This is a genomic window from Thioclava sp. DLFJ5-1 (assembly GCF_002020115.1).
Classification (GTDB): Bacteria; Pseudomonadota; Alphaproteobacteria; order Rhodobacterales; family Rhodobacteraceae; genus Thioclava; species Thioclava sediminum.
Genome location: NZ_MPZU01000009.1, coordinates 65,517 through 88,499, shown reverse-complemented (window position 1 = coordinate 88,499; position 22,983 = coordinate 65,517). Strand labels below are relative to the sequence as shown.

The window sequence follows — 22,983 nt, the reverse complement described above, 5'->3', positions numbered from 1 at the left end:
TCTTCGATCGTGTGTCGATGTCGACTTTCAGGTTGTCGAACTAGGCTCTCTTGCCAGCTCTGAGCAGAAGCTTGCTGCATTCACCTAGAAATTTCCCCTGCCAACACCGCTCGTCCGTGCACCGCCAAAGTTGCTGAAAACCTCTGGCACCCAAACCTGCGGATTACATCGAGTACCCGCGCCTCGTAGGCAGCGTGTCCGATCAAGCGACACAAGTCGGACGCGTGGAACTGGCGGTTCGCAGTAGGTGCGGCTTGCATCTGTCTCAGCAATTCGCGCTCTTTGGGGTCCGTTATTGGTCTCGCGGGCGGCTTGACCGCGGGACGAGATTGAGTTCCCGACGAATTTCGCCACCGGCGCATGAAGCCAAGCAGGAAGCCGGCCGGCACCCTGCCGTTGCCTCGGGATCGGTTGAAGGCGAGGAAGCGATCCCAGATGACCTGGGTGTCGATGTTCCAGCAGGGCAACGTGGCCTTCGCCGCTTTGATGAGCTCTGCCCAACTGGTCTGGAAAACGTTCGAACTCGCGGTGATATCGATCAGCCCTGAGAAGATAGTTTTGTTATTAATATTTCTAGATAGTGATGTGTCGCCTTCACCTGACACGAGATCATGGGTTTCACTCTCTTCGTCGAAGGCGGAAAACCGAAAGATCCAGGGCGCGAACTTGCCATTCGGCTTCGCCCGCTCAAGCTGCAACTCCGACGTCTCAAGTTCGCTCAAAAGAACCGAAAGATATTGTCTTGAGACACCCATCTTCTCCGCTAGGGCAGAGAGGGTGAAGGCTGCCGTTCCGCGCGACAAACCGTTGTAGCCATCCTTCCAGGCGATGGCATCGAGGATGAGGGTGGCAAGCTTGTGCGCAGCAACAGAGAGATTTGTCTGCGTGATCCGTCTCAGGATCAGGCCGGTCGTAGGTTCCATGGTCGAGGTCTCCTTGGAGATCCGACGCCACGTCGTGAGACAACAACATTCTTGCCAGCAAAACAACTTTGCTGGTTGCAGGTGTTTTAGCGGTGCGCTAGGAAACTCTTGTTCACGGAGTTTTCTAGCACGGCGTCAGGCTTCACGGTCTGGCGTCGTCTCCTTTTCAGGGGTTTTGCACAGCCTCCCGTGCGGGGTTGTGAGGACGCGCGCGGCAAAACCGCGCGCAGATTTTGTCAGTAGCGAACTTCTTCAGAACCATAGTTCCCGGCGTGATCACACCAGTCGACGAAGACGGAGCGGTAGAAGTAGCTGCCGCATCCATTCGGGATGCTCAGGCCGGATGCGGTCGGCACTTGGCTCACGTCGGATCTTGTCCATCGGTAATCGCCTTGCACGCCGTAGGACCCCAATCGCGTGGAATCACTGCGATTGCAGTCACCATCTCGGTTTTCATGCTGGCGGTACTGGATGTGATAAACGCGAATGCTGCGCACGAAATCAAAGGCGTCGCCTGAGATGTCGATGTCGGCTTGTTCATCCGCTTGGACGCGGACAAGCGGTATCGGAGTCAATTCCTGCGGTTCGGGCGGATCGCGGAACGTGATCTCATAAAGGCGTTCCATGGGCGACATCGGGTTGGGATCGTTGAACGACACACCCATCGGACACCGCCAAATTTGCAAGGGCGGCTCGATTGGCCATGGTGTGATCCGCCGAATGAAGACCGCTCTAGCATGCGCGCAGGGCGCGGAGGCAGGCCAGCCCCCCGCAAGGCAGAGGAGGATTGCACAGTCCACCTGATAGGCCTGAGCCGGACCGGACGAGGCCATTAGTCCGGATATGCTTATTGCCGTGGCTGTTGCCACGCCGTGGATCACGTGCTTCATGATGCCGACTCCATCTATAATGGTGTAGCGATCCGAAACAACATTAATGATAGCAAGGAGATTTGATTGATGGTGACATGCGATTGTTCGCTTTTGTCGCTTACCGGCTTCCAAGATCTGACGCCGGTTTGGGCTCTTGTGGTGTCTTGAAAGCGGCCAAAATTGCGGCCTCCTTTCACGTCCATTGCCAAACAAACACTTGTTACTAAATGCAAATGAAGCGTTCCAATGCGGCCATGTAAGCGGTCACGGAAGAACAAACCGGATGAGCCCGTCAAACGGCGTGTCGCAGCGCCCATGGTCCCGGGAAGGGCAGTGTCGGAAAACTGTCGAGCCCGGTTCTCCGGCTGGACTCCGGGGCAGAAGGACGGAAGGGGGCAGCGAGCCTATTTTGGGGCCTAAGTGGGATCGAGCATGAGGTTGAATATTTATGTCAGTATCTGCTACGATTGAGCATGGATAGGAGAGTCTGATGCCAAACGTCCACCTGACTGAACCGATGCAGAAATATGTGCAGGCGCAGATCGAGTCTGGCGCCTACGCCAATCTGAGCGAAGTCGTGCGCGCCGGCGTAAGGATGCTGATGGAGAAGGATGGCGCGCGGCAGTTCTATGCCCTCAAGGCCGATCTCGAGATGGCAGCCACCTTGGCCGAAGATGGGGACTTCGCCGAGTTCGATGCCCGTGCCTTCGAACCGGATGCGTTTGATCGCTGACCCGCATGACGATTCGGCTTTCCGGACAGGCCAAGTCCGACCTCGAAGAGATACGCACCTACACCGTCGAGACCTGGGGCAGGGACCAATGGCTCGTCTATTACCGCCAGTTGGTCACCGCCTTCGAGCGGATCACTGGGGATCCCGACGCGGGCCGGGACAGGAGTCTCTTTGTCCCGGGGATGCGGTCCGTCAATTGCCAGCGTCACGTGATCTTCTACAAGCGGCTCGATGCGGCGGATGGCGCGGCAGTCATCCTGCGCATCGTGCATCAGCGCCGCAACATGCCCGCGCTCGTCTACTACGAGGAGCTCGACGGCGGTTAAGCCCATGCGTTTGCTCAGTCCAATAGCTCGACCAGTCTTCCATAGTCTTCACTGACCTCGCGCGCCTCCTGAAACGCGCGTTGGCGCTCGGCATCAAGACAGCGGAAGTATTCCTGAATGTCGGCAATGTAGCCCTCGAAATCAGAACGCAGCAGATCGGCATAGGCACGAATGTCTTCTCGCGACTGAGGCAAGAACGGTCGTTCGGGAGGCACGCAATCCGCAGCCGCGGCTACCGGCATGCTTCCAAGCAGGAGCGCGAACAGCAACGGTGCGTTGCGCGCAATAAACAAGCGCAGGGCAAAACTCCTTTGCCGCCTTTAAGATTATCCTTCTGTCGGCTATCACCGTTATCGGAGCAAGGCGAACTTCGTCAACACGTTATTATTGTCTTGCTATCATTAATGTTGTTTTGTATCGCTCACGGTGTTGCGACCCCGTGGGCCCGATACTGCACCCAGGCAGAACAAGGACCCAAGGGAAGGCCATGATAGAAGAAGCCCCGAATGTGGTTACAGAAGACGGACTGCGCGGCTTGCTCGCCGAGGGCTACCTCATTGAGGTGGTCTGCAAGGAGCGAGCGGAGAAGCGCCATAACAGCTGGTACGGCTCGTGGGTCATCCGCGCCGTCGCCACTGATGGGCGTGACGATAAGATGCTCGTCACCAGCCGAAGCGTCCTCAAGCTCCGCGACTTCAAAACCATCGTTGGCCTTGTCAGTTTCCTGGCCGACATGGGCTGTACGACCGCTAGCATCCCACTTGAAGAAGGTGGCCGCGAGCGCCACGCCGCGCCTCCGGTCAAAGGCAGCTGACCGCGCGACTGCGCTCGTCGTTGCTTTGGGTACAGGCGTTTGTTCAGCGCCCCCGGCCCTGGCCGACGGTTTCATCTTTTCGGTTGGCCCCGACGGCCAATTGATTTCCTCTTCTCAAGAGGCAAACAGGCGCCTTTTTCTCTTCGCAGAACCTCGCGTTCCCGACGCAACGAGCGAGACAGCGATCCCGGCCCGATCCGCCGCCCGCGCCACCCCAGAAATCCTCCATGCAATCGAGACCACGGCTCTGCGGTATGCCGGGCATGGTGCGCTGCGTCGCGCAGGGCTTTCAGTCACTGATTGGGCGCTCCTTTACCGGGCCAATATCGAAGTCGAGAGCGCATACAATCCGGCTGCACGTAGCCCTGTCGGTGCCATAGGCCTTGGCCAGCTTATGCCGGATACCGCCCGCGACCTCGGCGTGGACCCACATGACATTGCGCAGAACCTCGACGGATCAGCCCGCTACTTGCTGATGATGCTCGACCAGTTCGGCGAAGGCTCTCTGGCCCTTGCGGCCTACAACGCTGGCCCTGAGGCGGTCACACGCCACGGCGGCATCCCCCCTTTTCGAGAAACCCAAGGGCATGTGGCCCGTGTGACCGCCGTGTTTGAGCGGCTCAGAGGAGATCTTTTATGACATCGAGGAAACGTCCAAGCGTGCTCCGCACGCGGGCGATCGCCGCGTTCGGCGCGATGGCCCTTATCGTGCTGGCGGGTCCAGCGCTTGCACAGAGCATCGACCTCTCGCCGGTACAGACCCTGCTTCAAGGAATTGTCGATGCGATCACCGGCCCCTTGGGAATCGTGATCGGAACGCTTGCGCTGATCGGGGTGTTCCTTTCCTGGCTCTTTGGCATCCTCGACTTTCGTCAGGCTCTCTGGGTCGTGGTTGCAATCGCCGGCATCGCCGCAGCACCCACCATCGTCGCCGCCATCTGGACCACCTGAGCAATCCCGGAGTTCTTGGCCATGGCTGACCAGTCCCGCGTGTTCATCGGCCTTCTCAGGCCACCCAAGCTGATGGGCTTGCCGATCATGTACGCCATGGTCTGGCTCTTCGGCTCGACGCTTCTGTTCCTCTGGGTGCAGAGCTGGGTGGTGGCTGTGTTCGCGGGGCTGGCCTGGCCGGCGCTCTGGAAGGCCGCAGACTGGGATCCGAACTTCCTCGATGTCCTGGTGATCACCCTGCAGGAAACCCCGCCCACGACGAACCGCAAGCTGCACGGAGGCGACAGCTATGCCCCGTGATGGAATTGCCGATGAGGTTGAGAACGCCATCGATCCGCTGACCGCGCTACCCGCATGGGTCAAGGGCGAGAAGCGGCTCTCAATGATGCTGCCTTATGTGAGCCTCGTGAACGACCGAACGATCCGGACACGCGGCAACGAACTGATGCAGTGCATCCGCCTCGAAGGGGTGAACAGCACCACGAGCGAGGACGGGCATCTCGACCGGATCGGAGGGTTGCTGGCTGGCATCGTCGCGCAGGTCGGGACCGAGTTCTCATTCTACCTGCACAAGGTCTCGAAAGCGGTCGACGTGACCCTGCCGCCCATTCCGGGCGAGGGGTTTTCTGCCGCCATCGACAAACGATGGCACGCGCATCTCGGCCGCGCGGGCTTGCGCGACAAGACGCTGACCCTGACGGTGTTGAAGCGCCCGGAGACCGGCAGCCGCTTGCCCTTCGGTCTGGGCGCGTCCCGCGCCCGACATGCGGCGGACACAACCCGGCGCTTGCGAAAACTCGACGAGGTCGTGGGGTTTCTGCTGTCCTCCTTCGACGAGTTGAAGCCCCGCCTGCTGGCCGCCAGCAGCGGCGAGCTTCTGGGCTTCCTCGGTTCACTCAACACAGGCGAGGAGCACCCGCTCTTCCCCCGGTCGCGCCTCGGTGTGATCGCCGAGGACGTCGCAAATACCCGCGTCACCTTCCGCGGCACGACCATCGCACTCTCGGACGGTGCCGTCGGCGACAAGCTCGGGGCGATCTTTGCGGTGAAGAACTACCCCGCCAAGACCGATAGCCTGATGCTCGACGAGTTGAATCTGCCCGTCGACATGGTGGTCACGCACTCTTTTGTGCCGATCAACGCCAACATCATGGCGGGCCGGATCAAGCGGCAGCTGCGGCTAATGCAGGCCGCCAATGACGGAGCCGTCAGTCTCGCCCAGGAACTGGAACTCGCGCAGGACGATCTGGAATCCAAACGCCTGATCTTCGGCGAGCACCACATGACCGTGGCCGTCTATGCCCGCACCCAGACGGCGCTTGACGACATCGCGGCCGAGATCCGCAACATCTCCGCCACCTCCGGCATCAACCTGATCTCGGAAGCCTTCGGGGCACGGGCGCATTTCATGGCGCAGCATCCCGGGAACACAGGGGCGCGCAGCCGCAAGGCCGCAATCACGAACCACAACTTCGCCGATCTCGCTACCTTCCACCGCACCCCGCTCGGAAAGACAGGGCGGGAAGTCCCCTGGGGCGTGCCGATCACGCTCTTTCCGACACCCGAGCGCAGCGGTTTTCGCTTCAACTTCCACGAACAGGGCGCGCCAGATCGCGAGCCCACAGGTGGGCACACGCTGATCCTCGGCCGTCCCGGCTCCGGCAAATCCGTCCTGGCGGCTTTCCTGATGACCATGGCACGGCGGGCAGGTGCGCGGGTCTTCGTATTCGACTATCGCGCGGGGATGGAGATGGCCGTCCGCGCGCTCGGCGGCAGCTATTCGACCGTGCGGGCGGGGCGCCCCACCGGCCTCAATCCGCTCCAGACCGAGATCGACGTGCGGGGCCAGGCCTGGCTTGCCGACTGGCTTGCAAGCCTCCTCGAGCGCCGCGATCGGCCTCTGACCCCGGTGCAGACCAACCGACTGCAGGAGGTCGTACGCCAGAACGCGAGCGCAGGACATGCGGGCCTACGGAACTGGTCGGATTTCGCCTCGCTGCTGGTCTCGACCGATGACGAGGGCGATCTCTTCGAGCGTATGCAGGAATGGACGGCCGAGGGTCGCTACGGCTGGATCTTCGGGGCCAATGCCGAGGACAGTTTCAGCATCGATGGAGACGTCGCGGGCTTTGACCTCACCGGCATCCTCGATTCCGAGAGCGAGCGGGAACGCATGGCGGTCCTGTCCTACCTCTTCCGCCGGGTCGAGCGGGTGATCGAGGACCGCAAGCCCACCATCATCGTCATCGACGAGGCATGGAAAGCCCTCGACAACGCCTACTTTGCGGAGCGACTCAGCAACTGGCTGGTGACCGCCCGCAAGCAGAACGCCGTCGTCGTGATGATGACGCAATATGCCAGCCAGCTCGAGCGCACGCGCACCGGCAAGACCATCGTGGAAGCGGTGCCGACGCAGGTGCTCTTGCCCAATATTCGTGCTTCCGCCGCTGACTACGCGATGCTCGGCCTGACCGAGAAAGAGCTCGACGTGTTTCTGGGCGTCGGCTCGGCCTCGCGGCTCGCGCTTGTACGCGACGACCGTGGTTCCGTCGTGATCGATGCCGATCTCAGCGCGCTCGGCCCGCTCGTGACCATCCTTGGCGGAATGGAGAAGGGCGAAGCACTTGTCGGCGCTGATTATCGCGAACGTCCTGATTTCTGGAGAGTGACATGACCCGTTTCATCATTCGCAGCGTCGTGCTGCTCGGGCTCGGCCTGACCCTGACAGCCTGTGCACAGCATAACCCCCCGCAAGCCAACTGCTTCAATTTTCGCGAGGCTCCTGCGCATGCAGGAACCGCCACCGCCACGATCTCGACCATGGGGGCGGAGGTCACGCGCCGCGACACGGCCTGCGATTTCGTCCTCTTGGGGGCGAGCGGCTAAGCCCATGCGGAGCTGGCTTCCTCTCTCGATGATCGGTTTTGCGCTGGCAGGTCCCACGGCGGGGCCAGCGATCGCCCAGGGCGTGCCGACCTTCGACCTGCGCCTCTTCGCGGAGCGGCAGGCCATCCTTGAGCAGACCGATCGTGACCTGGCACTGCAGCAGGACCGGCTAAGCCGCGAGGAGGAACTGACCGAGATCGAGCGTCAGCAACTCGCCTCCCTCGAAGGGTTGATGGATGCCACGTCCCTCGGCTCCGGCGATGTGGCAAGCACCGTGGCCGGGCTCGAGGCGGGGCAGGGGGCGGTTGACGACGTCGAAAGCGCGGCCGCCAGTCTTTATGCGCCCGAGGACACCAATCCATCGGCCGCGCGAATGTTCGGCGATGCCCGGGAGGGGATCGAGGAGCTGATCATCCGCGCAGCACGCGACACCCATAGTCTGTCCGGGGTCGGCCGCGCAGGTCTTTCGCTCGTGCAATGGCGCTGTCTCTTGCAGGCGCTGATCTGGCAGGAAAGCCGTTTCCAGATCGGGGCACGCTCACCCGTGGGGGCCTTCGGACTTACCCAGATCATGCCCGGTACCGCGGGTGATCTCGGGATCTACCCGGCCTATTACGACGATCCCTATCTGCAGGTCACCGGCGGTGCGCGATACCTCGCACAAATGCTGAACATGTTCGATGGCAACATTATCCATGCGCTCGCCGCCTATAACGCCGGGCCGGGCAATGTGCAGGATTATGGCGGTGTGCCACCCTTCGCGGAAACCCAGCATTATGTCGTGGTGATCCCGCAGCAGTACAACAGCTACCTCGCGGCCGTAGGCGGCATCGACGCGCTCGGCACCATCGACCCTGTGCTCCTCGCCAACGCGAGTTTCAGCCTCTCGGCCCACGGCGCAGGCGTCTATGGCGACTATTCGCTGGTCTCGGTCCGTGCCGCCGCCCTGCGGGTTCAGGACATCATCACCCGCATTGGTGAGACCGAGGATCTGCACGAGGCCATCGCGCTCAACACCTATGCCCGGGCCGAACTGGCCCGGCTGGTCGCAATCCGGACCCGGATCAAGGCCGCCCGAACCGAGCCACTCAGCGCCGAGCAAATCGCCTTGGCGGCAGCGCAAGCTGCCGAGCGACAATTCATGGATTTCAGTCAGGAGGATTTGCGTTGAACCTGCGCCTGCCCCGTTCCCTTTTCGCCGGTAGCATCGCTCTCGCGCTTGCCCTCAATGTCACCGGACCTGTCGCGGCACAGGGTGTGCCCACGGTGGACACTCAGAACATTGCCCAGGAAATCCGTCAGCTTCAGCAGATGCTGCAGGATTTCGGGATCCAGACGGATCTTCTGGACAATGCGCTGGCGCAACTCGAGACGTTGCAAGGCCAGCTCGATCAGCTGAACGAGATGTATGCCTCGCTTACCGGGCCGCGCAGCATCCTCGGGCTTGCCATGGGCGGCGACCTCGACGACCTCCTGCAGGCCAATTTCGAAGACATCCCCGGCCTGATCCGAGGCATCCAGGCGGGCGATTGGAGCGCTCTCATCGGGCCCAATGCGGGGCCCATGCGCACGCAGATGGAACAGGCGCTGGCAAGCGCCGGGTTCGACGAGGATTCACTCCGCGAGATCGCCACCAGCGGCAATCCGGGCGCCGAAGGCGTGGCCACGCGGGCAACCACAGGTGCTGTGATGTCGGCGGCGGCGCAGAACAGCCACGCAGAGGCGGAACAGTCTCTCGAGCGGGTGGAACGTCTGGTAGAGATGATCCCGGACATGGAAGATCTCAAAGCCTCGATGGATCATAACACACGCGTCACGGCGGAACTTGCCATCGCCATGACCCGGATGTGGGAGCTGGAAGCGATCCAAACCCTAGGCGCAGGCAATGCAGGCGTGGTTGACGCTGCCACCGTCGCCGAAGAGCGCCGTTACATGGACTTCACCTTGCCGGACCTTGAGCCATGAGTAGGGCAGGGGTGATGACTGCGCGCGAACTCGTGGAAGAGGAACTTGTCTACGGTGCCCTGCGCCGGGAACAGCTTTGGCGGATGATCGGCATTTCTGGAGCAGGCTTTGGTGTATTCGGCTGTTTGACAGCTGCGGCTGTCGCGCTGATGGTCGAGACGCCGCCTCCCGTGGTTGTGCCCTACGATCCCGCGACCGGGATGGCGCTCCCCAATGCCACGGTTGAAACCGTGTCGCTCGCCGAACGCCCTGCCGTGATCGAAGCGCAAATCTACCGCTACATTCTCGACCGCGAAACCTACAACCAGCTCGACAACGATCTTCGTGTCCGCCGTGTCCTGGCACAGTCTTCCGGGTCGGCCGAGGCCAGCATGCGCGCGATATGGACATCGGGTCAGGAGAACTATCCGCCGACGCGATACGGGGCTGCGGCCGAGATGGCCGTTGAGATCGCATCGATCACCCTTATTGGCGAGAACCGCGCCCAGGTGCGGCTCAGAAAGCGCCTGACAAGCCCGCAAGGGGTACAGGATGGATCGTTCACTGCCACGTTGATGTTCGAATTCCGGCCCGAGCGGACCCGCGCGATCGACGATGTCTGGCAAAACCCTTTCGGTTTCACCGTCACCCAATATGCCATCCGATCGGACCGTTCCGAATGACTAGCACTCCAATCTTTACCTTGTTGGCCGCCAGTTTTCTCACGTTCGCGGGATCGACTGCCTTGGCCGAGACCACGCCCCGCCCAGGTTCTCATGACAACCGCGTGCGCGTCGCGACCTGGACTGAAGGCCAGGTTTACCGTGTCGTCACGACTCTGACCCGCGTCACCACAGTCGAATTCGGTGAGGGTGAAACCATCCGTTCGATCATCGCCGGCGATACGGTCGGATTTCAATTCGACGGTGTCCCGGGTGGCCGTGCCTTCGCCATCAAGCCAACAGCATCTGGCGTCGCCACCAACATCACCGTCTACACCAACCGCCGCTCCTACTACTTCCACGTCGTCGAAGCCCGGGAGACGCCGCATTATGTCGTGCAGTTCCGCTATCCTGAAAACCGCGTGCAACCCACCAGGGCGGTTGCGGCCGATGCGCCGAACGCGAACTATGCGGTCAGTGCCCGAGAAGAGTTCACGCCGACGGCCATCTGGGATGATGGTACCTTTACGTATTTCCGGTTTTCACGGAACGCGCCGGTGCCCGCCATCTTCCGATATTCGAACGGCAGGGAACGCGCGGTCAACAGCCAGGCCTTGAGTGACGGCGTCATTCGCGTGTCCGGCGTCAACCGACAATGGGTCCTTCGCCTTGGCGAAGAGGTGGTTTGCGTCCAGGACGCAGGACAGGCCACATCATGACCGAAGGTACGGAAGACCTCGCCGCGCGCCTCGCGGCTCTCGAAGGCTCGACTGGCAAAGCGAAGGCCAACAAGCGGCCTGCGCCGCTTGCCGCGATCCTTGGGGTCGTCGGCATCGCGGCAGCAGGTGGTCTGGCGTGGGCTGCGCTACAGCCGTCGGCAGAAGCACCAATGGCGACCGCCGCGCCGGAAGAGTTTCAGAGCAACGGCCCCGGATTCGGAGATCTGGCGCCGATTTCTACCCCGGAGCCCAGCCAAGCCCCCCCTGCGGACACAGGTCCGAGCGAGTCTGAACTCGCGCTGATGGAAAGTCTTGCGACATTGAGAGCGGAACTCGAGGAACTGCGCGCAAGACCGGCCGAGGCCGCAGATAGCGGGGCGGAGCAGGCTATTGCGGACCTGACGGCGCAAATTGCCACCTTACAGGAAGCATCCGCCGAGGCTCAGCGTGCCCTCGAGCGGCAGCTGACCGAGCGGGACCGCGAATTGGATCAGCTCCGCATGGACTTGGAACTTGCACGGCTTGCACCACCAGAGCCGACCTCATTGGGACCAAGTGAAGAAGAATTGCGGCTGGCCGAACTCGAAAGGCGGCGCGCTGCTGAAGCTGAGGCCCGCGCAGAGCGTATCGCGTCTCCTATGATCGCGTTCTCCGGGATGGGCGCGGGTGCGGATAGGGAGAACACGCTGGAAGCCGCACGTTTGAATGCAGATGAAGCCTTTGTTCGTTCGGGCGCACAACCTGCGCAGGTGACACGTGCCGAAGTGATCGCGAACCCATCGAACATGGTTGTTCAGGGCACCATGATTCAGGCTGTGACAGAGACGGCTCTCGACAGCACACTGCCCGGCGCGATCCGCGCCATCGTCTCGGAAGACGTCCATTCTTTCGATGGAACCCGTATCCTGATCCCGCGCGGCGCGCGGCTGATCGGGCGCTACCGCTCCGATGTCGCACTCGCCCAATCGCGCGTCATGGTGGCATGGGACCGGATCATCTTACCCGACAATCAGACCGTGCAGATCAGCGCCTTCGGTGGAGACGAACTCGGCCGTACTGGCACCACCGGGCTTGTCGACACCCGTTTCGCGCAACGCTTCGGCTCCGCCGCGCTGATCTCCTTGATCGGCGCCCTGCCTGCGGCTGCAGCGGGTCAAATCGACAGCGAGGCGGCGGCCGATGTTGCGAGTGATGTCGGCACCGACCTGCGCGATAGCGCGCAAAGCGTGATGCAGGACTATCTGGCGATCCGGCCAGTGATACATGTCGATCAGGGTACACGGATCACGGTCATGGTCGATCGTGACCTCGAGATTTTCTGACATGGCTGCAAGTTATCTGGAAGCGTCGCTCGACCGTTTCGGCCCCGGGGTCCTGCGCGACGACACGATCGAGATCTGCATCAATCCCGACGGACAAGTCTGGGGCGAATTCCAGGGCGATCACTTCATGCGAGGTCTCGGCAGCCCGCTGAGCCAGACCGAGATCAAGGACCTCGGCAACCAGATCGCCTCGGCCGCCTCGACCACGCTCAGCACCAAGAAGCCTATCGTCTCGGTCTCGATCCTATATCGAGATCGCCCGATCCGCGCGCAGGTGATCCAGCCGCCGGCAGTCGAGGGCGGGTTTTCCATATCGCTGCGGTTCTTCTCCTCCCTGCCGCTTGAGAAGATCAAACTCGGTTTCCTTTTCGGCAAGGAACGCAGCCTTGAGGGTCTGCGCCGGGAACGGAACGCAGCGCTGCGCGATGTGGTGAGGTCCGGCGACATCGACGCCGCGCTGCGGTTTTGCGTCGAGAACAAGCTCAACATGATCGTCTCGGGCGGTACATCGACCGGCAAGACGGTCGCGGCGCGCAAGATCCTTTCGCTGATCCCGCCCGAAGAGCGGATCATCACCATCGAGGAGGCGGCCGAGCTGCGCCCCGAGCAGCCCAATGTCGTGACGTTGATCGCGGCCCGGGACACGGATGCCCGCAGTGCCGATGTGCTCTTGGCCTCAACGCTTCGCATGCGACCTGACCGGATCGTCCTAGGCGAAGTCCGCGGGCGCGAGGCGATGACGTTTCTCGAGGCAATCAACACCGGCCACGGTGGATCGCTGACCACGCTGCATGCCGAGACCCCACAACTTGCTGTTCGCCGCCTCGCCATCGCCGCCCTGAAAACGGATGTGCCGATGAACTACGCCGACATGATCGATTACATCGAAGGCTCGATCGACGTGATCATTCAGGCAGGCCGCCATGAAGGCGCGCGCGGAATCACCGAGTTCTTCCTCCCGGGTCAAACCACAGATTTGAACCTCGACACGGTCGACGGCAGAGGCAACAAGAGCCCCTCCGTTGCCGCTGAGTAAAAAAGGAACCCCCCAGATGCGAAAACTAATTCTCGCACTCATGCTTGCCGCCTTGGCGGGCCCTCTTGTGGCGCAGACTTCGCCGCAGGTCTCAAACGATCTCACAGTCAATATGTCGCCGCAACAATACCGGATCTGCAACGAACGCCCGGCGCGACCGACTTGGATGGACGAAATCAACCCGCGGGAAGCTTACAAAGCGCTGACGCTGATGGACCTTTATGAACTTCGGGCATGGGAACAGATTGTCAAGACAGGCAACTGTGGTTGCGATGTCCGCTTCCCGTCCTGGGAAGATGCCTCTGAGGAATTCGATGAAGAGCACCTTCTGGACTCGGCTGCGGAACACACAACCGCGCAGCGGGACATCAGAAGGCAGCGGAACGATCTACGGTTGGCAGTTCAGGAAATCTGCGAAGCTCAGGGCAACTGGTAATGGGCGTCGTCAGCTGGATGGTCGGAACCGCTGACGGTTTCCTTGTCGATGCTGCCGAGTCTCAGTTCGGGGCTGTGGCCAGCAATACCGGCACGATCGTCCTGCTGATGGTCACGCTTTCGCTGATCGGCGTCTGCATCAACATGGCATTCCAGTTCCGCAGCATGGATGGGGCCAGCTTCTTCTGGTATCTCATCAAGCTGACACTGATAGGCCTCTTCGCCTTCAACTGGGCCAACTTTAATGCGGTTGCGAATGCCGTCATTGGTGGGCTTGACTATGTAGCGGGCGCGCTGGTGTCGTCCGTTGGCGGGGGTGGCGCAGGCGCAACCCATTTCGCGGGAGAGTTCGACAACCTGATCGAGCGATTCGCGACATATCTGAACGCGATCGGCAGCAATCTGAACTGGATGACAGGCGCGATCCTGGGTGGGATCGGCCTGGTGCTCCTCAGCCTCCTTGGCTTCATGACCGGGATCGTCCTCATCTTCGCCAAGATGATGCTGACCCTGATGCTGGGCCTCGCACCTATCATGATCGCGCTGTCGCTCTTCGACGCAACCAAGGATTTCTTCCACAGATGGGTCTCGACGACGATTAGCTACGCCTTCTACCCCATCGTCATCGCCGCCATGTTCTCGACCGTGGTCGGTATGGCGAATTCGCTGTTAGCGCAGCTCGGTGACCCAAACTCCGCAACCAATATCGGCTCGCTGGTGCCGTTCTTCGTGATGGTGTTCCTGGCGAAGGGCTTCGTCGCGGCCACGCCCCTGATCGTGCGGGGGATCTCGGGGAACCTGATGGTGGCCGCGGCACCCGCTGTGGTCGCGGGATCGACCGGGATCCTGCGGGGGATCTTCAATACCGACGGCGTGAAGGGCAGGGCGCGGATCGGTGCGCTCACGACGGGTGAGGCGATCGGGCGGGGGACTGTCCAGGCCCCCGCTGCTGTGCGGAGTGCAGCGGCGACGGCGAGCGCGCAGGTGGTCAGGATGGCCGAGAGGGCGAAAAGGCTGGGGCGGTGAAGCACAGCGCGACTGAGCAACGGCTGATGATCCAGCTAGAGACCTGCTGCCTCGTAGCGCGTGTACACCTCGGTGCTGCCGTCATGAAGGATGAGGAACACGTCGTAAGCCTCGCGTTCGCTCTCCGGCCCCATGCCGGGGGAACCGTAGGGCATGCCCGGAACGGCCAGACCCACGGCGCTGGGACGCTCGGCCAGCAGCCGCCGGATATCAGCGGCCGGCACATGGCCCTCGATCATGTAGCCCTCGACTTGGCCGGTGTGACAGGAGACCATCTCTTGCGGGATGCCATTGTCGGACTTGTAGCGCATCAGCATCGTGCCCATGCTCGCCTCGGTCGTGACGGTGAAGCCATCACCCTCCAGGATCTCGATCCAGGCCGAGCAGCAGCCGCAATTCGGGTCCTTCAGGACGTGTATCGACGGTCCTCCGGATTGCGCCAGCGACAGTTGGGGGAGCCCTGCAAGAAGGGCCGCGCTGCCGATCAGCAGGCCGCGTCGGGTGAGGGTGTCTTGTGTCATGTCGTTCTCCATGGGTTGAAGTCAGGTGCGCTCAGAGGTCGATCCGCCTGAGCCGCAGCGCATTGGTGATGACCGAGACCGACGAGAGGCTCATCGCCGCCGCCGCGATCATCGGCGAGAGCAGGAGGCCGGTCAGGGGATAGAGCACCCCCGCGGCGACGGGCACGCCTGCGGCGTTGTAGACGAAGGCGAAGAACAGGTTCTGCTTGATGTTCCTGAGCGTCGCGACGGCCAGTTTCCGCGCGCGGACAAGCCCCACGAGATCGCCGCGCATGAGCGTGATCCCGGCACTTTCCACGGCCACGTCGGCGCCGGTGCTCATGGCGATGCCGACGTCCGCGGCCGCGAGCGCAGGAGCGTCGTTCACGCCATCACCGGCCATGGCGACCGACTTGCCCTTGGCGCGCAGTTCCTCGACCAGCTTCTGCTTGTCCTCCGGCAGGACGCCGGCGCGGACCTCGTCGATGCCGAGCTTTGAGGCCACCGCCTCGGCCGTTCGCCGGTTGTCGCCGGTGGCCATGATGACGGTGAGACCCAGCGCGTGCAGATCGCGGATCGCCGCTTCGGTCGTCTCCTTGATCGGGTCCGCCACGGCGACGATCCCGGCGAGCGTGCCATCCACGGCGACGAACATCGCTGTCTTGCCGTCCGCGCGCAGCGTGTCGGCCTCTGCCTCGGCCTCGTCCGTCGACAGCCCGAGATCGGTCATCATCGCCGCATTGCCGAGCGCGACCCTGCGTCCCCCGACAGTGCCGTGGACCCCTTTGCCGGTGACCGCCTCGAAGTCCTCCGCAGTCTCGAGCGACAGGCTGCGGTCCTTCGCCCCGGCCACGATCGCTTCGGCGAGCGGATGCTCCGACCCGCGCTCGAGCGCAGCGGCAAGGCCGAGTACCTCCGCCTCGTCGCCATGAAGCGCCACCACATCGGTCAGTCGCGGCTTGCCCTCGGTCAACGTGCCGGTCTTGTCGACGATCACCGTATCGACCCGCGCCATGCGTTCCAGCGCCTCGGCATCCTTGATCAAGACGCCCGCCTGCGCGCCCCGGCCGGCGGCCGTGGTGATGGAGATCGGCGTGGCGAGCCCCAGTGCGCAGGGGCAGGCGATGATCAGGACCGAAACGGCCGAGGCGATCGCGAAGGCCAGCGCCGGTTCGGGCCCGGCCCAGAGCCAGACGCCGAAGGCGATGATGGCTATCACAACGACGGTCGGCACGAAAACCGAGGAGACCTTGTCCGCGAGTCCCTGGATCGGCGCCCGCGACCGCCGCGCCCCGGCGACCATCTCTACGATCTGCGACAGCACCGTGTCAGCGCCCACCTGCGTCGCGCGCACCGCCAGCGTGCCGTTCTTGTTGATCGTGCCGCCGGTGACGCGGTCGCCCTCGACTTTCTCCACCGGGACCGGTTCGCCCGTGATCATGCTCTCGTCGACCGACGACCGGCCCTCGACCACCTCGCCGTCCACCGGCACGCTGTCTCCGGGCCGGACCCTCAGAAGGTCGCCCTCGACGATGTTCTCGAGCGGTGCGTCGTATTCCGACCCGTCTGCCAAAATGCGCCGCGCGGTCTTGGGCGCGAGGTCCAGAAGCGCGCGGATCGCGTCGCCCGTCCGCTCCCGCGCGCGTAGCTCCAGCACCTGACCGACGAAGATAAGCGCCACGATGACAACGGCCGCCTCGTAGTACGTACCGACGCCGTGGCCCATCCGGTATTCGACCGGGAACACGCCCGGCGCGAAGGTCGCGACCAGCGAGTAGAGATAGGCCGCGCCGACGCCGAGCGAGATCAGCGTCCACATGTTCGGCGAGACATTGCGGATCGAGTCGATCCCGCGCCGGAAGAACGGCAGCGCGGCCCAGAGGATCACCGGGGTCGCCAGCACGAACTCAGCATAGACCGAGAGGCGGTGCCCCATCCACCCACGCACGTCTAGCCCGACGAGTTCGCCCATGGTGATGATGATGAGCGGCACCGCCGCCGCCGCCGAGATCCACATGCGTCGCGTGAAATCGACGAGCTCGTGACTCGGTTCGTCCGAAGGCACCATGGGTTCCAGCGCCATGCCGCAGATCGGGCAGCTCCCGGCTCGTCACGCACGATCTCGGGGTGCATCGGGCAGGTGTATTGCGTGCCGGGCTGGGCCTTCTGTCCGGCCTTCTTCGCGTTGCCGGAGGCGTAGAAGTACGGATCGGCGTCGAACTTCTCCTGGCACCCGGCGGAGCAGAAGTGGAACGTCTCGCCGCCGTAGTCGCGCGTCCGCGCGCCCTCCTTGATCTCGACCTGCATCCCGCAGACTGGGTCGGTCGCGGTCTTTGCGCCGGTTTTGGTGTCGGAGGTAGCGTGATGGTGATGATGGTTGGCCATGGATTGATGTCCTTTCTGTCCCGGTGTGCGGCCTCCAGTCGTTGGAAGGTCAAGAGGTGGGCTCGTGTCTTTCTTCTTGTGCGGAATGGTGGCTGCCATGCGCCGGTTCGTGCGATGGCGGGTTGAGCGCGAGGAAGATGCGCTCGAACAGGAAAACGGCGGTCATGCCGGCGATCGCGATGACGACGATCAGCGGGTCGCTCTGCCATTTGAGCGCGGCGAAGGCCGCAAGGACCACCGCGTCCAGTCCGATCGCCGTCAGCAGGACCCATCCATGCGCGCCGATCTCCTCCCGCAGAGTCCGCCAGACACCCCAGTGGATCAGGATGTCCATCACGAGGTAGAAAAAGGCGCCAAGCGAGGCGATCCGGCTGAGGTCGAAGAAGATCGTCAGCGCGCTGGCGATCACCACCGTATAGACGAGCGTATGGTCGCGGATCGTGCCCGGCATACCGAAATGGCTGTGCGGGATCAGCTTCATGTCGGTCAGCATGGCCAGCATCCGCGACACAGCGAAGATGCTGGCGATCACGCCCGAGGCGGTCGCGACCAGTGCGAGCGCGACTGTCAGGTAGAAGCCGATCCGCCCGAGGGCGGGCTCGGCCGCTTCGGCGAGCGCGTAGTCCTTTGCCGCCACGATCCGATCGAGCGGCAGGCTGGCGCCGACGGCAAAGGCGACGAGAAGGTAGACGACGACACAGATCGCGATGGATATGATGATCGCTCGCCCGACGTTGCGGTGCGGGTCGGTGACCTCGGCGCCGCTGTTGGTGATCGTCGTGAAGCCCTTGAAGGCCAGGATCGCGAGCGCCACCGAGGCAAGGAAGCCCGCAACCGCACCGCCATCCGCGCCTTCCGCCGCCTCGAAAGAGAAGCCGCCGGCCCAGAGCGCGGCAATGCCGAAGGCCGCGATGCCGCCCACCTTGAGGACCGCCATGAGCTGCGACAGAAGACCCACGGAGCGGTTGCCTGCCGCATTCACGAGGTAGGCGAAGACGATGAGGCCCACGCCGATGGCAGGGACCAGCCAGCCCTCGGGCTTCAGATCGAGCCCCCGCAGGAGGTAGGTCGCAAATGTCCGCGCCACGAGGCTTTCGTTGATGACCATCGACAGCGCCATCAGCAGCGCGGCACCGGCCGCGACCGTCGTCGGACCGTAGGCCTTGGTCAGGATCATCCCGATCCCGCCCGCAGACGGCCAGGCGTTGGACATCTTGACGTAGGTATAGGCGCTGAATCCCGTCACCACGGCGCCAGCGACGAAGGCAAGGGGGAACAAGGGACCCGCAAGTTCTGCAATCTGCCCGGTCAGTGCGAGAATGCCCGCTCCGATCATCACGCCGGTTCCCATTGCCACTGTGTCGAAGAGCGACAGGCTGTTCTTCTGATACTGCTGGGCCATCACTTCTTCCTTTCTGCCTTCCCTCGCGTCGCGGCCCAGATCAGCGGCAGCCCGGTCACGAGGCCGAGACCGAGGACCGCCCATGTGGCCCGGCCAAGGTCACCGCTCACCGCCTCGCCGCCGAAATGCGCCAGCAGGAAGCTCGCCGGGATGATGCCGGCCAGTGTCGCCAGTGCGAAGCGCCAGGCATGCAGGCGGCTGAGCCCGGCGGCGTAGCTGATCATGTCGAAGGACACGAAGGGCATGAGACGGCTGGCGAACACCGTCGCCGTCAGGGCGGTCTGGGACCCCAGAAGCCCGGCATCGATCCTGTCCCCGAAGACGCGGCGGACCACGTCGTGCCCCAGAACCCGCGCAAGGCCGAAGGCGATCAACGCGCCAAGCTCGGCGCCGATCACGACCTGAACCGTGCCCCAGACATGTCCGTAGGCCGCACCCGCCGCCAGCGCGATCGGTGCGCTCGGGATCGGGCTGGCCACGACCGCGATTGTCATGAGCGTGACGACCAGCATCGGCCCCCAGAGACCCGCGCGCGCGACCAGCGCCTCCAGTCGCTCGGGCTCGAACCAGTCCCGGACCTTGGCAAGGGCCGAAGGCGCGATGAACCACACCCCGAGCAGGACGATCCCGAGGATCGCCAGACCAGTGAGAATGCCGGCGCGTAGGCTCATCTCAAACCGCCGCGACGGCCTTCGCCAGCAGGTCGCGGACCTGGCCTGCAACAGCGTGCAGCTCGGCGTTCTCGATGGCCTGCATGGACGCGACCGGGTCGATGGCGCCGACCTCCACGCCGCCCTCGACCTCCCGCAGGATGACGTTGCAGGGCAGCATTGCGCCCACCCGCGGCTCGATCCCGATGGCCTGCCAGGCCATCTTCGGGTTACAGGCGCCGAGGATGCGATAGGCCGGCATGTCGACGTCGAGCTTCTTTTTCATAGTCGCCTTGACGTCGATCTCGGTCAGAACGCCAAAACCGTGATCCGCCAGCGCCTTTCGTGCCCGAGCGTCGACGTCGTCGATACTTGCGTCGGGGATCATGCGATTGATCGTGTAGGTCATCGCGAAATCCTTTCTCCTATTTCCGAAGATACTTGATCAGCGCTGCTATGGCCAAAACCAGCAGCACAAGGATCAGCAGGCCGAACAGCCAGCCAAACCCCATACCCCAACCCATACCGGTGCCCATGTCGTTCCAGTTCATCATGTCGTCCTCCTGTTTTCCGGGCTGCGAGAGGCCCGTCTCTGCGGATCTCGCGAGAAGGTGGTGGAGCGAAACCGCAGCGATCGGGACGTCGGGGCGCTCGAAGCGAACGCCCCGCCTGCGGTCAGACCGAAGCCGATACCGCGAACTCGGTCATCATGCCGGTCGCCAGGTGCGGCATGTGATGGCAATGGAGCATCCAGCGCGCGGCTTCGCCCGCGTCCAGCGCCAAGTCCACCATCGACATCGGCGGCACGTAGACCGTGTCGCGCAAGGCGCCTGCCACGCGGCGTCCGTTCAACCCGACGACCTGGAACACGTGGCCGTGCAGATGCATCGGGTGCCCCATCATCGACATGTTGTGAAAGGAGAGCACAACCCGCTCGCCTCTGCGCGCCGTGACCGGCTGGTGCTGGCCCCAGACGGCGCCGTTGATCGTCCAGACATAGGGCTGCATCGAGCCGCCCAGCATCAGCATCTGGCTGCGATCCACGGGGCGCTCCGGCAGGGCGTCCACCGCGATCAGCCGTGCTTCCTGCGCAAGATCGGTGTCGAACGCGGGCGCTTCAGCCTCCGCCACGGCATCGACGCGCCGCACCTCGGCACCGGGCGTGGCGAGGATCAGACCGGTGCGCTCCCTCGCCCCCTCGCGCAGCGCGAGGATCGGCCAGGCTCCGTTTTCGTTCGGCAGGTCGATCTCGAGATCGAGCCTCTGTCCCATGGCGAGCCCGAAACGGTTGCCGGAAAGCGGCTGCACCGCGTGACCGTCCGCCGCGACGAGGCGCGCCCCGGCCGCCCCGGTATCGATCCAGAACACCGTGGCCGCCGCGGCGTTGATGACGCGGAGCCGGATGCGACCGCCGCGCTCGACCTGCACCACGTCGGGGTCAGATAGCGTGCGATCGTTGGCGAGATAGGCGTCCCAGTCGTAGTCGTTCAGGTCCATGGCCATGCCGCCCATCTGGCCGCCCATGCCCATCATCCCGCCCATACCCGGCATCTGGTCCATTGGCATGCCGCCCATTGCGCCGTGATCCATGCCCGGCATGGCGCCCATGCCGCCCATGGGCGTCCCCTGCATGGGTTGAGCACCGCCGTGATGCGCGTGTGCGCCGTGGCCGCCGCCCGCGTGACCGCCGCTTATCTCGGCCAGAACCTCTTCCGGGGACTTGAACGAGAAGTCGTGCAGGAACATCACGACCTCCTGCCGGTCGGCGGCGACATCCTCGGCCGAGCGCACGATCAGCGGCGCGGCGAGCAGCTGCATCTCCTGGGTTGGCACATGGCTGTGCATCCAGTGCGTGCCGGGCCGCGCCTCGAAGTCGTAGGATCGGGTCTCGCCCGGCGCGAGCAGGGGCATCGGCATGTCGGGCACGCCGTCCTGCGCGTTGGGCGGGATCTGCCCATGCCAGTGTATGATCGTGCCGATGTCGAGATCGTTGGTCAGATCGACCCGGAACCGCTGTCCGGGATCGAGCACCAGTCCCTGGCCGCCGGAACCGGCAAGGCCGAAGACCGAAGCCGCGCGTCCGTCGATGTCGAGCGTGCGCGTGGCCGCGGCTAGGCGAAGTGAGTCAGGGGTTTGCGCAAGGGCAAACCGGGGCATGTGCGCAACTGCAACGGCGGCCGCGCTTGCGGCAAGAAAACCGCGTCGTGAAAGGGTGTTCATGGTCGTCTCCTCGGGACATTCCGTCCCGTACAAAAATGCCTATGGGGACGCCGCGGGCGTCGGCCCGGGCGCTATCAGAGGAGACGGAGCTTGGGAGGTCGTTCGTTCAGTCCTGGCATATGGCTGACGTGGACGGCCCCGGCGGGAGAGTCGTGGTCCGCGGGCTCGAAGGCGTGTCCGGTCTCCACCCCCGGCATCGCCAGGAAAACCGACAGACCTGTACAAACAAACTCGCAAATGGAGGCGTCGGTCGCTCCACAATGCTGGTTGCCGTCACAGGATGGATGAGCGTCGCCGGACGCGTGCATCATCGCACCAAGATGATCCGTATGGTCCAGCTGCATACCGCCCATTCGCGTAGCATGGGCTGCGCCGATCGTCGTAACCACGGCGATCGAGATTATGGCAAGCATGGAGAGGACTCGGGCGAACATGCCAGAAAGATAGACATTGCTCGCAAAAATGTCCAGTGCCGCCGGCGATACGTCTCTGGCTGATTCGGCCTCAGCGTGAAGGCGATAAATTACTAAAGCGATCGGGACCGAACACTTGAGAAGAGGCGTCCGAATAGCGGTGGCAGGTGTGACCGCTGGCGGCATTGTGATTGCGGGCTGGCACTATCGCATTGCTTCAACCAGCGGTATCGCCTCGGTAGAGGTCGTCTCGCAAGGACGGCAGATCTATTCCGATCAATGCGCCGCATGCCACGGAACGGATCTCGAAGGCCAACCTGATTGGCGCTCGCCGCTTCCCTCGGGCCGGTTGCCGCCGCCTCCCCATGACGCCAGCGGTCACACCTGGCACCATCCCGACGATGTGTTGTTCCGCATCGTAAAGGAAGGCACGGCCGCGATCGTCGGCGGCGGCTACAAGAGCGACATGCCGGGGTTCGGAGGCGTTCTGAGCGACGCGGAAATCCGCGCGGTGCTAGCCTACATCAAGAGCACATGGCCAGAGCGCGAGCGGAACTATCAAGAAAGCATGTCACAGGGAAACTAGATGCTCCAAGTAGAGCTGATGCGGGGCATGGTCACAACGTCAGTGGTGGGCGGAGCGTTTTGGGAAGCGATTCAGAAACAATAGCTTAACGTGGAGTTGGTTGGATATCGGGTCCATCCCGTCCTGCGGTCGCCAAGCAAATCGTTGTTGCAGGGAAACCTCGGATTTTTCTGGCAGA

The 22,983-nt window shown here is 63.2% G+C and carries 27 protein-coding genes and 1 pseudogene; 17 read left to right on the top strand and 11 right to left on the bottom strand.

Annotated features, from left to right (window positions below):
- Positions 1-80: 80 nt before the first annotated feature.
- Both BMI86_RS20435 and BMI86_RS20430 read right to left on the bottom strand, forming a co-directional pair.
- Positions 81-923, bottom strand: coding sequence for a hypothetical protein (locus BMI86_RS20435; protein WP_047998199.1), 843 nt, complete (start codon positions 921-923; stop codon positions 81-83).
- Positions 924-1,159: 236 nt separating this feature from the next.
- Entirely contained in the window at positions 1,160-1,588 is a 429-nt protein-coding gene (locus tag BMI86_RS20430) for a hypothetical protein (RefSeq protein ID WP_078542927.1), read from the bottom strand.
- Between the two features lie 697 nt (positions 1,589-2,285).
- On the opposite strand from BMI86_RS20430, the gene BMI86_RS20425 reads away from it, so the two are divergent.
- Both BMI86_RS20425 and BMI86_RS20420 read left to right on the top strand, forming a co-directional pair.
- Positions 2,286-2,528, top strand: a complete 243-nt coding sequence (locus BMI86_RS20425) for a type II toxin-antitoxin system ParD family antitoxin (RefSeq protein WP_078542926.1) — start codon at positions 2,286-2,288, stop codon at positions 2,526-2,528.
- A gap of 5 nt (positions 2,529-2,533) precedes the next feature.
- The gene (locus BMI86_RS20420) at positions 2,534-2,854 is read left to right on the top strand and encodes a type II toxin-antitoxin system RelE/ParE family toxin (RefSeq protein WP_078542925.1); all 321 of its coding nucleotides are present in this window, start codon (positions 2,534-2,536) and stop codon (positions 2,852-2,854) included.
- Positions 2,855-2,868: 14 nt separating this feature from the next.
- Here BMI86_RS20420 and BMI86_RS20415 read toward each other — a convergent pair whose 3' ends face one another.
- Positions 2,869-3,096: a hypothetical protein gene (locus BMI86_RS20415; RefSeq protein WP_066819060.1), complete on the bottom strand. Its 228-nt coding sequence runs from the start codon at positions 3,094-3,096 to the stop codon at positions 2,869-2,871.
- Between the two features lie 245 nt (positions 3,097-3,341).
- On the opposite strand from BMI86_RS20415, the gene BMI86_RS20410 reads away from it, so the two are divergent.
- From BMI86_RS20410 to BMI86_RS20345, 14 genes are read left to right on the top strand one after another with little or no spacing between them, the layout of a single operon-like run.
- The gene (locus BMI86_RS20410; protein WP_010138156.1) at positions 3,342-3,668 is read left to right on the top strand and encodes a hypothetical protein; all 327 of its coding nucleotides are present in this window, start codon (positions 3,342-3,344) and stop codon (positions 3,666-3,668) included.
- Positions 3,625-4,308: a lytic transglycosylase domain-containing protein gene (locus tag BMI86_RS20405; protein WP_078542924.1), complete on the top strand. Its 684-nt coding sequence runs from the start codon at positions 3,625-3,627 to the stop codon at positions 4,306-4,308. Before BMI86_RS20410 ends, BMI86_RS20405 begins: the two co-directional genes overlap by 44 nt.
- Positions 4,305-4,619: a TrbC/VirB2 family protein gene (locus BMI86_RS20400; RefSeq protein WP_078542923.1), complete on the top strand. Its 315-nt coding sequence runs from the start codon at positions 4,305-4,307 to the stop codon at positions 4,617-4,619. Before BMI86_RS20405 ends, BMI86_RS20400 begins: the two co-directional genes overlap by 4 nt.
- Positions 4,620-4,640: 21 nt before the next feature.
- Positions 4,641-4,919 (top strand): VirB3 family type IV secretion system protein, encoded by a 279-nt coding sequence (locus BMI86_RS20395; protein ID WP_009574151.1) that lies wholly within the window; start codon positions 4,641-4,643, stop codon positions 4,917-4,919.
- Positions 4,909-7,293, top strand: coding sequence for a type IV secretion system protein B4 (locus BMI86_RS20390; protein ID WP_078542922.1), 2,385 nt, complete (start codon positions 4,909-4,911; stop codon positions 7,291-7,293). Before BMI86_RS20395 ends, BMI86_RS20390 begins: the two co-directional genes overlap by 11 nt.
- Entirely contained in the window at positions 7,290-7,505 is a 216-nt protein-coding gene (locus BMI86_RS20385) for a hypothetical protein (RefSeq protein WP_078542921.1), read from the top strand. The genes BMI86_RS20390 and BMI86_RS20385 overlap by 4 nt, the downstream gene beginning before the upstream one ends.
- Positions 7,506-7,509: 4 nt before the next feature.
- Complete coding sequence (locus tag BMI86_RS20380) at positions 7,510-8,676, top strand: lytic transglycosylase domain-containing protein (RefSeq protein WP_078542920.1); 1,167 nt, start codon at positions 7,510-7,512, stop codon at positions 8,674-8,676.
- Positions 8,673-9,470: a type IV secretion system protein gene (locus BMI86_RS20375; RefSeq protein WP_066819054.1), complete on the top strand. Its 798-nt coding sequence runs from the start codon at positions 8,673-8,675 to the stop codon at positions 9,468-9,470. Before BMI86_RS20380 ends, BMI86_RS20375 begins: the two co-directional genes overlap by 4 nt.
- A 14-nt stretch (positions 9,471-9,484) precedes the next feature.
- Entirely contained in the window at positions 9,485-10,132 is a 648-nt protein-coding gene (locus tag BMI86_RS20370) for a type IV secretion system protein (protein WP_078542919.1), read from the top strand.
- The gene (locus tag BMI86_RS20365; RefSeq protein WP_168173899.1) at positions 10,129-10,830 is read left to right on the top strand and encodes a TrbG/VirB9 family P-type conjugative transfer protein; all 702 of its coding nucleotides are present in this window, start codon (positions 10,129-10,131) and stop codon (positions 10,828-10,830) included. Before BMI86_RS20370 ends, BMI86_RS20365 begins: the two co-directional genes overlap by 4 nt.
- Entirely contained in the window at positions 10,827-12,152 is a 1,326-nt protein-coding gene (locus tag BMI86_RS20360) for a TrbI/VirB10 family protein (RefSeq protein WP_078542918.1), read from the top strand. Before BMI86_RS20365 ends, BMI86_RS20360 begins: the two co-directional genes overlap by 4 nt.
- A 1-nt stretch (position 12,153) precedes the next feature.
- Positions 12,154-13,188 (top strand): ATPase, T2SS/T4P/T4SS family, encoded by a 1,035-nt coding sequence (locus BMI86_RS20355; protein WP_078542917.1) that lies wholly within the window; start codon positions 12,154-12,156, stop codon positions 13,186-13,188.
- 16 nt (positions 13,189-13,204) lie between these two features.
- Positions 13,205-13,624, top strand: coding sequence for a hypothetical protein (locus BMI86_RS20350; RefSeq protein WP_078542916.1), 420 nt, complete (start codon positions 13,205-13,207; stop codon positions 13,622-13,624).
- Positions 13,624-14,649, top strand: a complete 1,026-nt coding sequence (locus BMI86_RS20345) for a type IV secretion system protein (protein WP_078542915.1) — start codon at positions 13,624-13,626, stop codon at positions 14,647-14,649. Before BMI86_RS20350 ends, BMI86_RS20345 begins: the two co-directional genes overlap by 1 nt.
- A 35-nt stretch (positions 14,650-14,684) precedes the next feature.
- On the opposite strand, the gene BMI86_RS20340 is transcribed toward BMI86_RS20345, so the two are convergent.
- The 8 genes and pseudogenes from BMI86_RS20340 to BMI86_RS20310 all read right to left on the bottom strand — a co-directional run bounded on the left by BMI86_RS20340 (position 14,685) and on the right by BMI86_RS20310 (position 22,240).
- Positions 14,685-15,170 carry a DUF411 domain-containing protein gene (locus tag BMI86_RS20340; protein WP_036745186.1) on the bottom strand — a complete coding sequence of 162 codons (486 nt, stop codon included), beginning with the start codon at positions 15,168-15,170 and terminating at the stop codon, positions 14,685-14,687.
- Positions 15,171-15,201: 31 nt separating this feature from the next.
- Positions 15,202-17,534 (bottom strand): annotated as a pseudogene (locus BMI86_RS20335) (heavy metal translocating P-type ATPase).
- A 49-nt stretch (positions 17,535-17,583) separates the two neighbouring features.
- A complete protein-coding gene (locus BMI86_RS20330) occupies positions 17,584-18,936 on the bottom strand; it encodes an APC family permease (RefSeq protein ID WP_010139851.1) in 1,353 nt (450 codons plus the stop codon).
- Positions 18,936-19,607 carry a VTT domain-containing protein gene (locus BMI86_RS20325; protein WP_078542914.1) on the bottom strand — a complete coding sequence of 224 codons (672 nt, stop codon included), beginning with the start codon at positions 19,605-19,607 and terminating at the stop codon, positions 18,936-18,938. The genes BMI86_RS20330 and BMI86_RS20325 overlap by 1 nt, the downstream gene beginning before the upstream one ends.
- Before the next feature lies 1 nt (position 19,608).
- Positions 19,609-19,995 carry a DUF302 domain-containing protein gene (locus tag BMI86_RS20320; RefSeq protein WP_018001746.1) on the bottom strand — a complete coding sequence of 129 codons (387 nt, stop codon included), beginning with the start codon at positions 19,993-19,995 and terminating at the stop codon, positions 19,609-19,611.
- Positions 19,996-20,011: 16 nt separating this feature from the next.
- Entirely contained in the window at positions 20,012-20,140 is a 129-nt protein-coding gene (locus tag BMI86_RS21585; protein WP_018001747.1) for a hypothetical protein, read from the bottom strand.
- Between the two features lie 121 nt (positions 20,141-20,261).
- A complete protein-coding gene (locus BMI86_RS20315) occupies positions 20,262-21,806 on the bottom strand; it encodes a multicopper oxidase domain-containing protein (protein ID WP_026155642.1) in 1,545 nt (514 codons plus the stop codon).
- A 74-nt stretch (positions 21,807-21,880) separates the two neighbouring features.
- Positions 21,881-22,240, bottom strand: a complete 360-nt coding sequence (locus tag BMI86_RS20310) for a hypothetical protein (protein ID WP_018001749.1) — start codon at positions 22,238-22,240, stop codon at positions 21,881-21,883.
- A 190-nt stretch (positions 22,241-22,430) separates the two neighbouring features.
- On the opposite strand from BMI86_RS20310, the gene BMI86_RS20305 reads away from it, so the two are divergent.
- On the top strand, positions 22,431-22,805 hold the full coding sequence (locus BMI86_RS20305) for a cytochrome c (protein WP_232419510.1): 375 nt from the start codon (positions 22,431-22,433) through the stop codon (positions 22,803-22,805).
- Positions 22,806-22,983 lie beyond the last annotated feature (178 nt).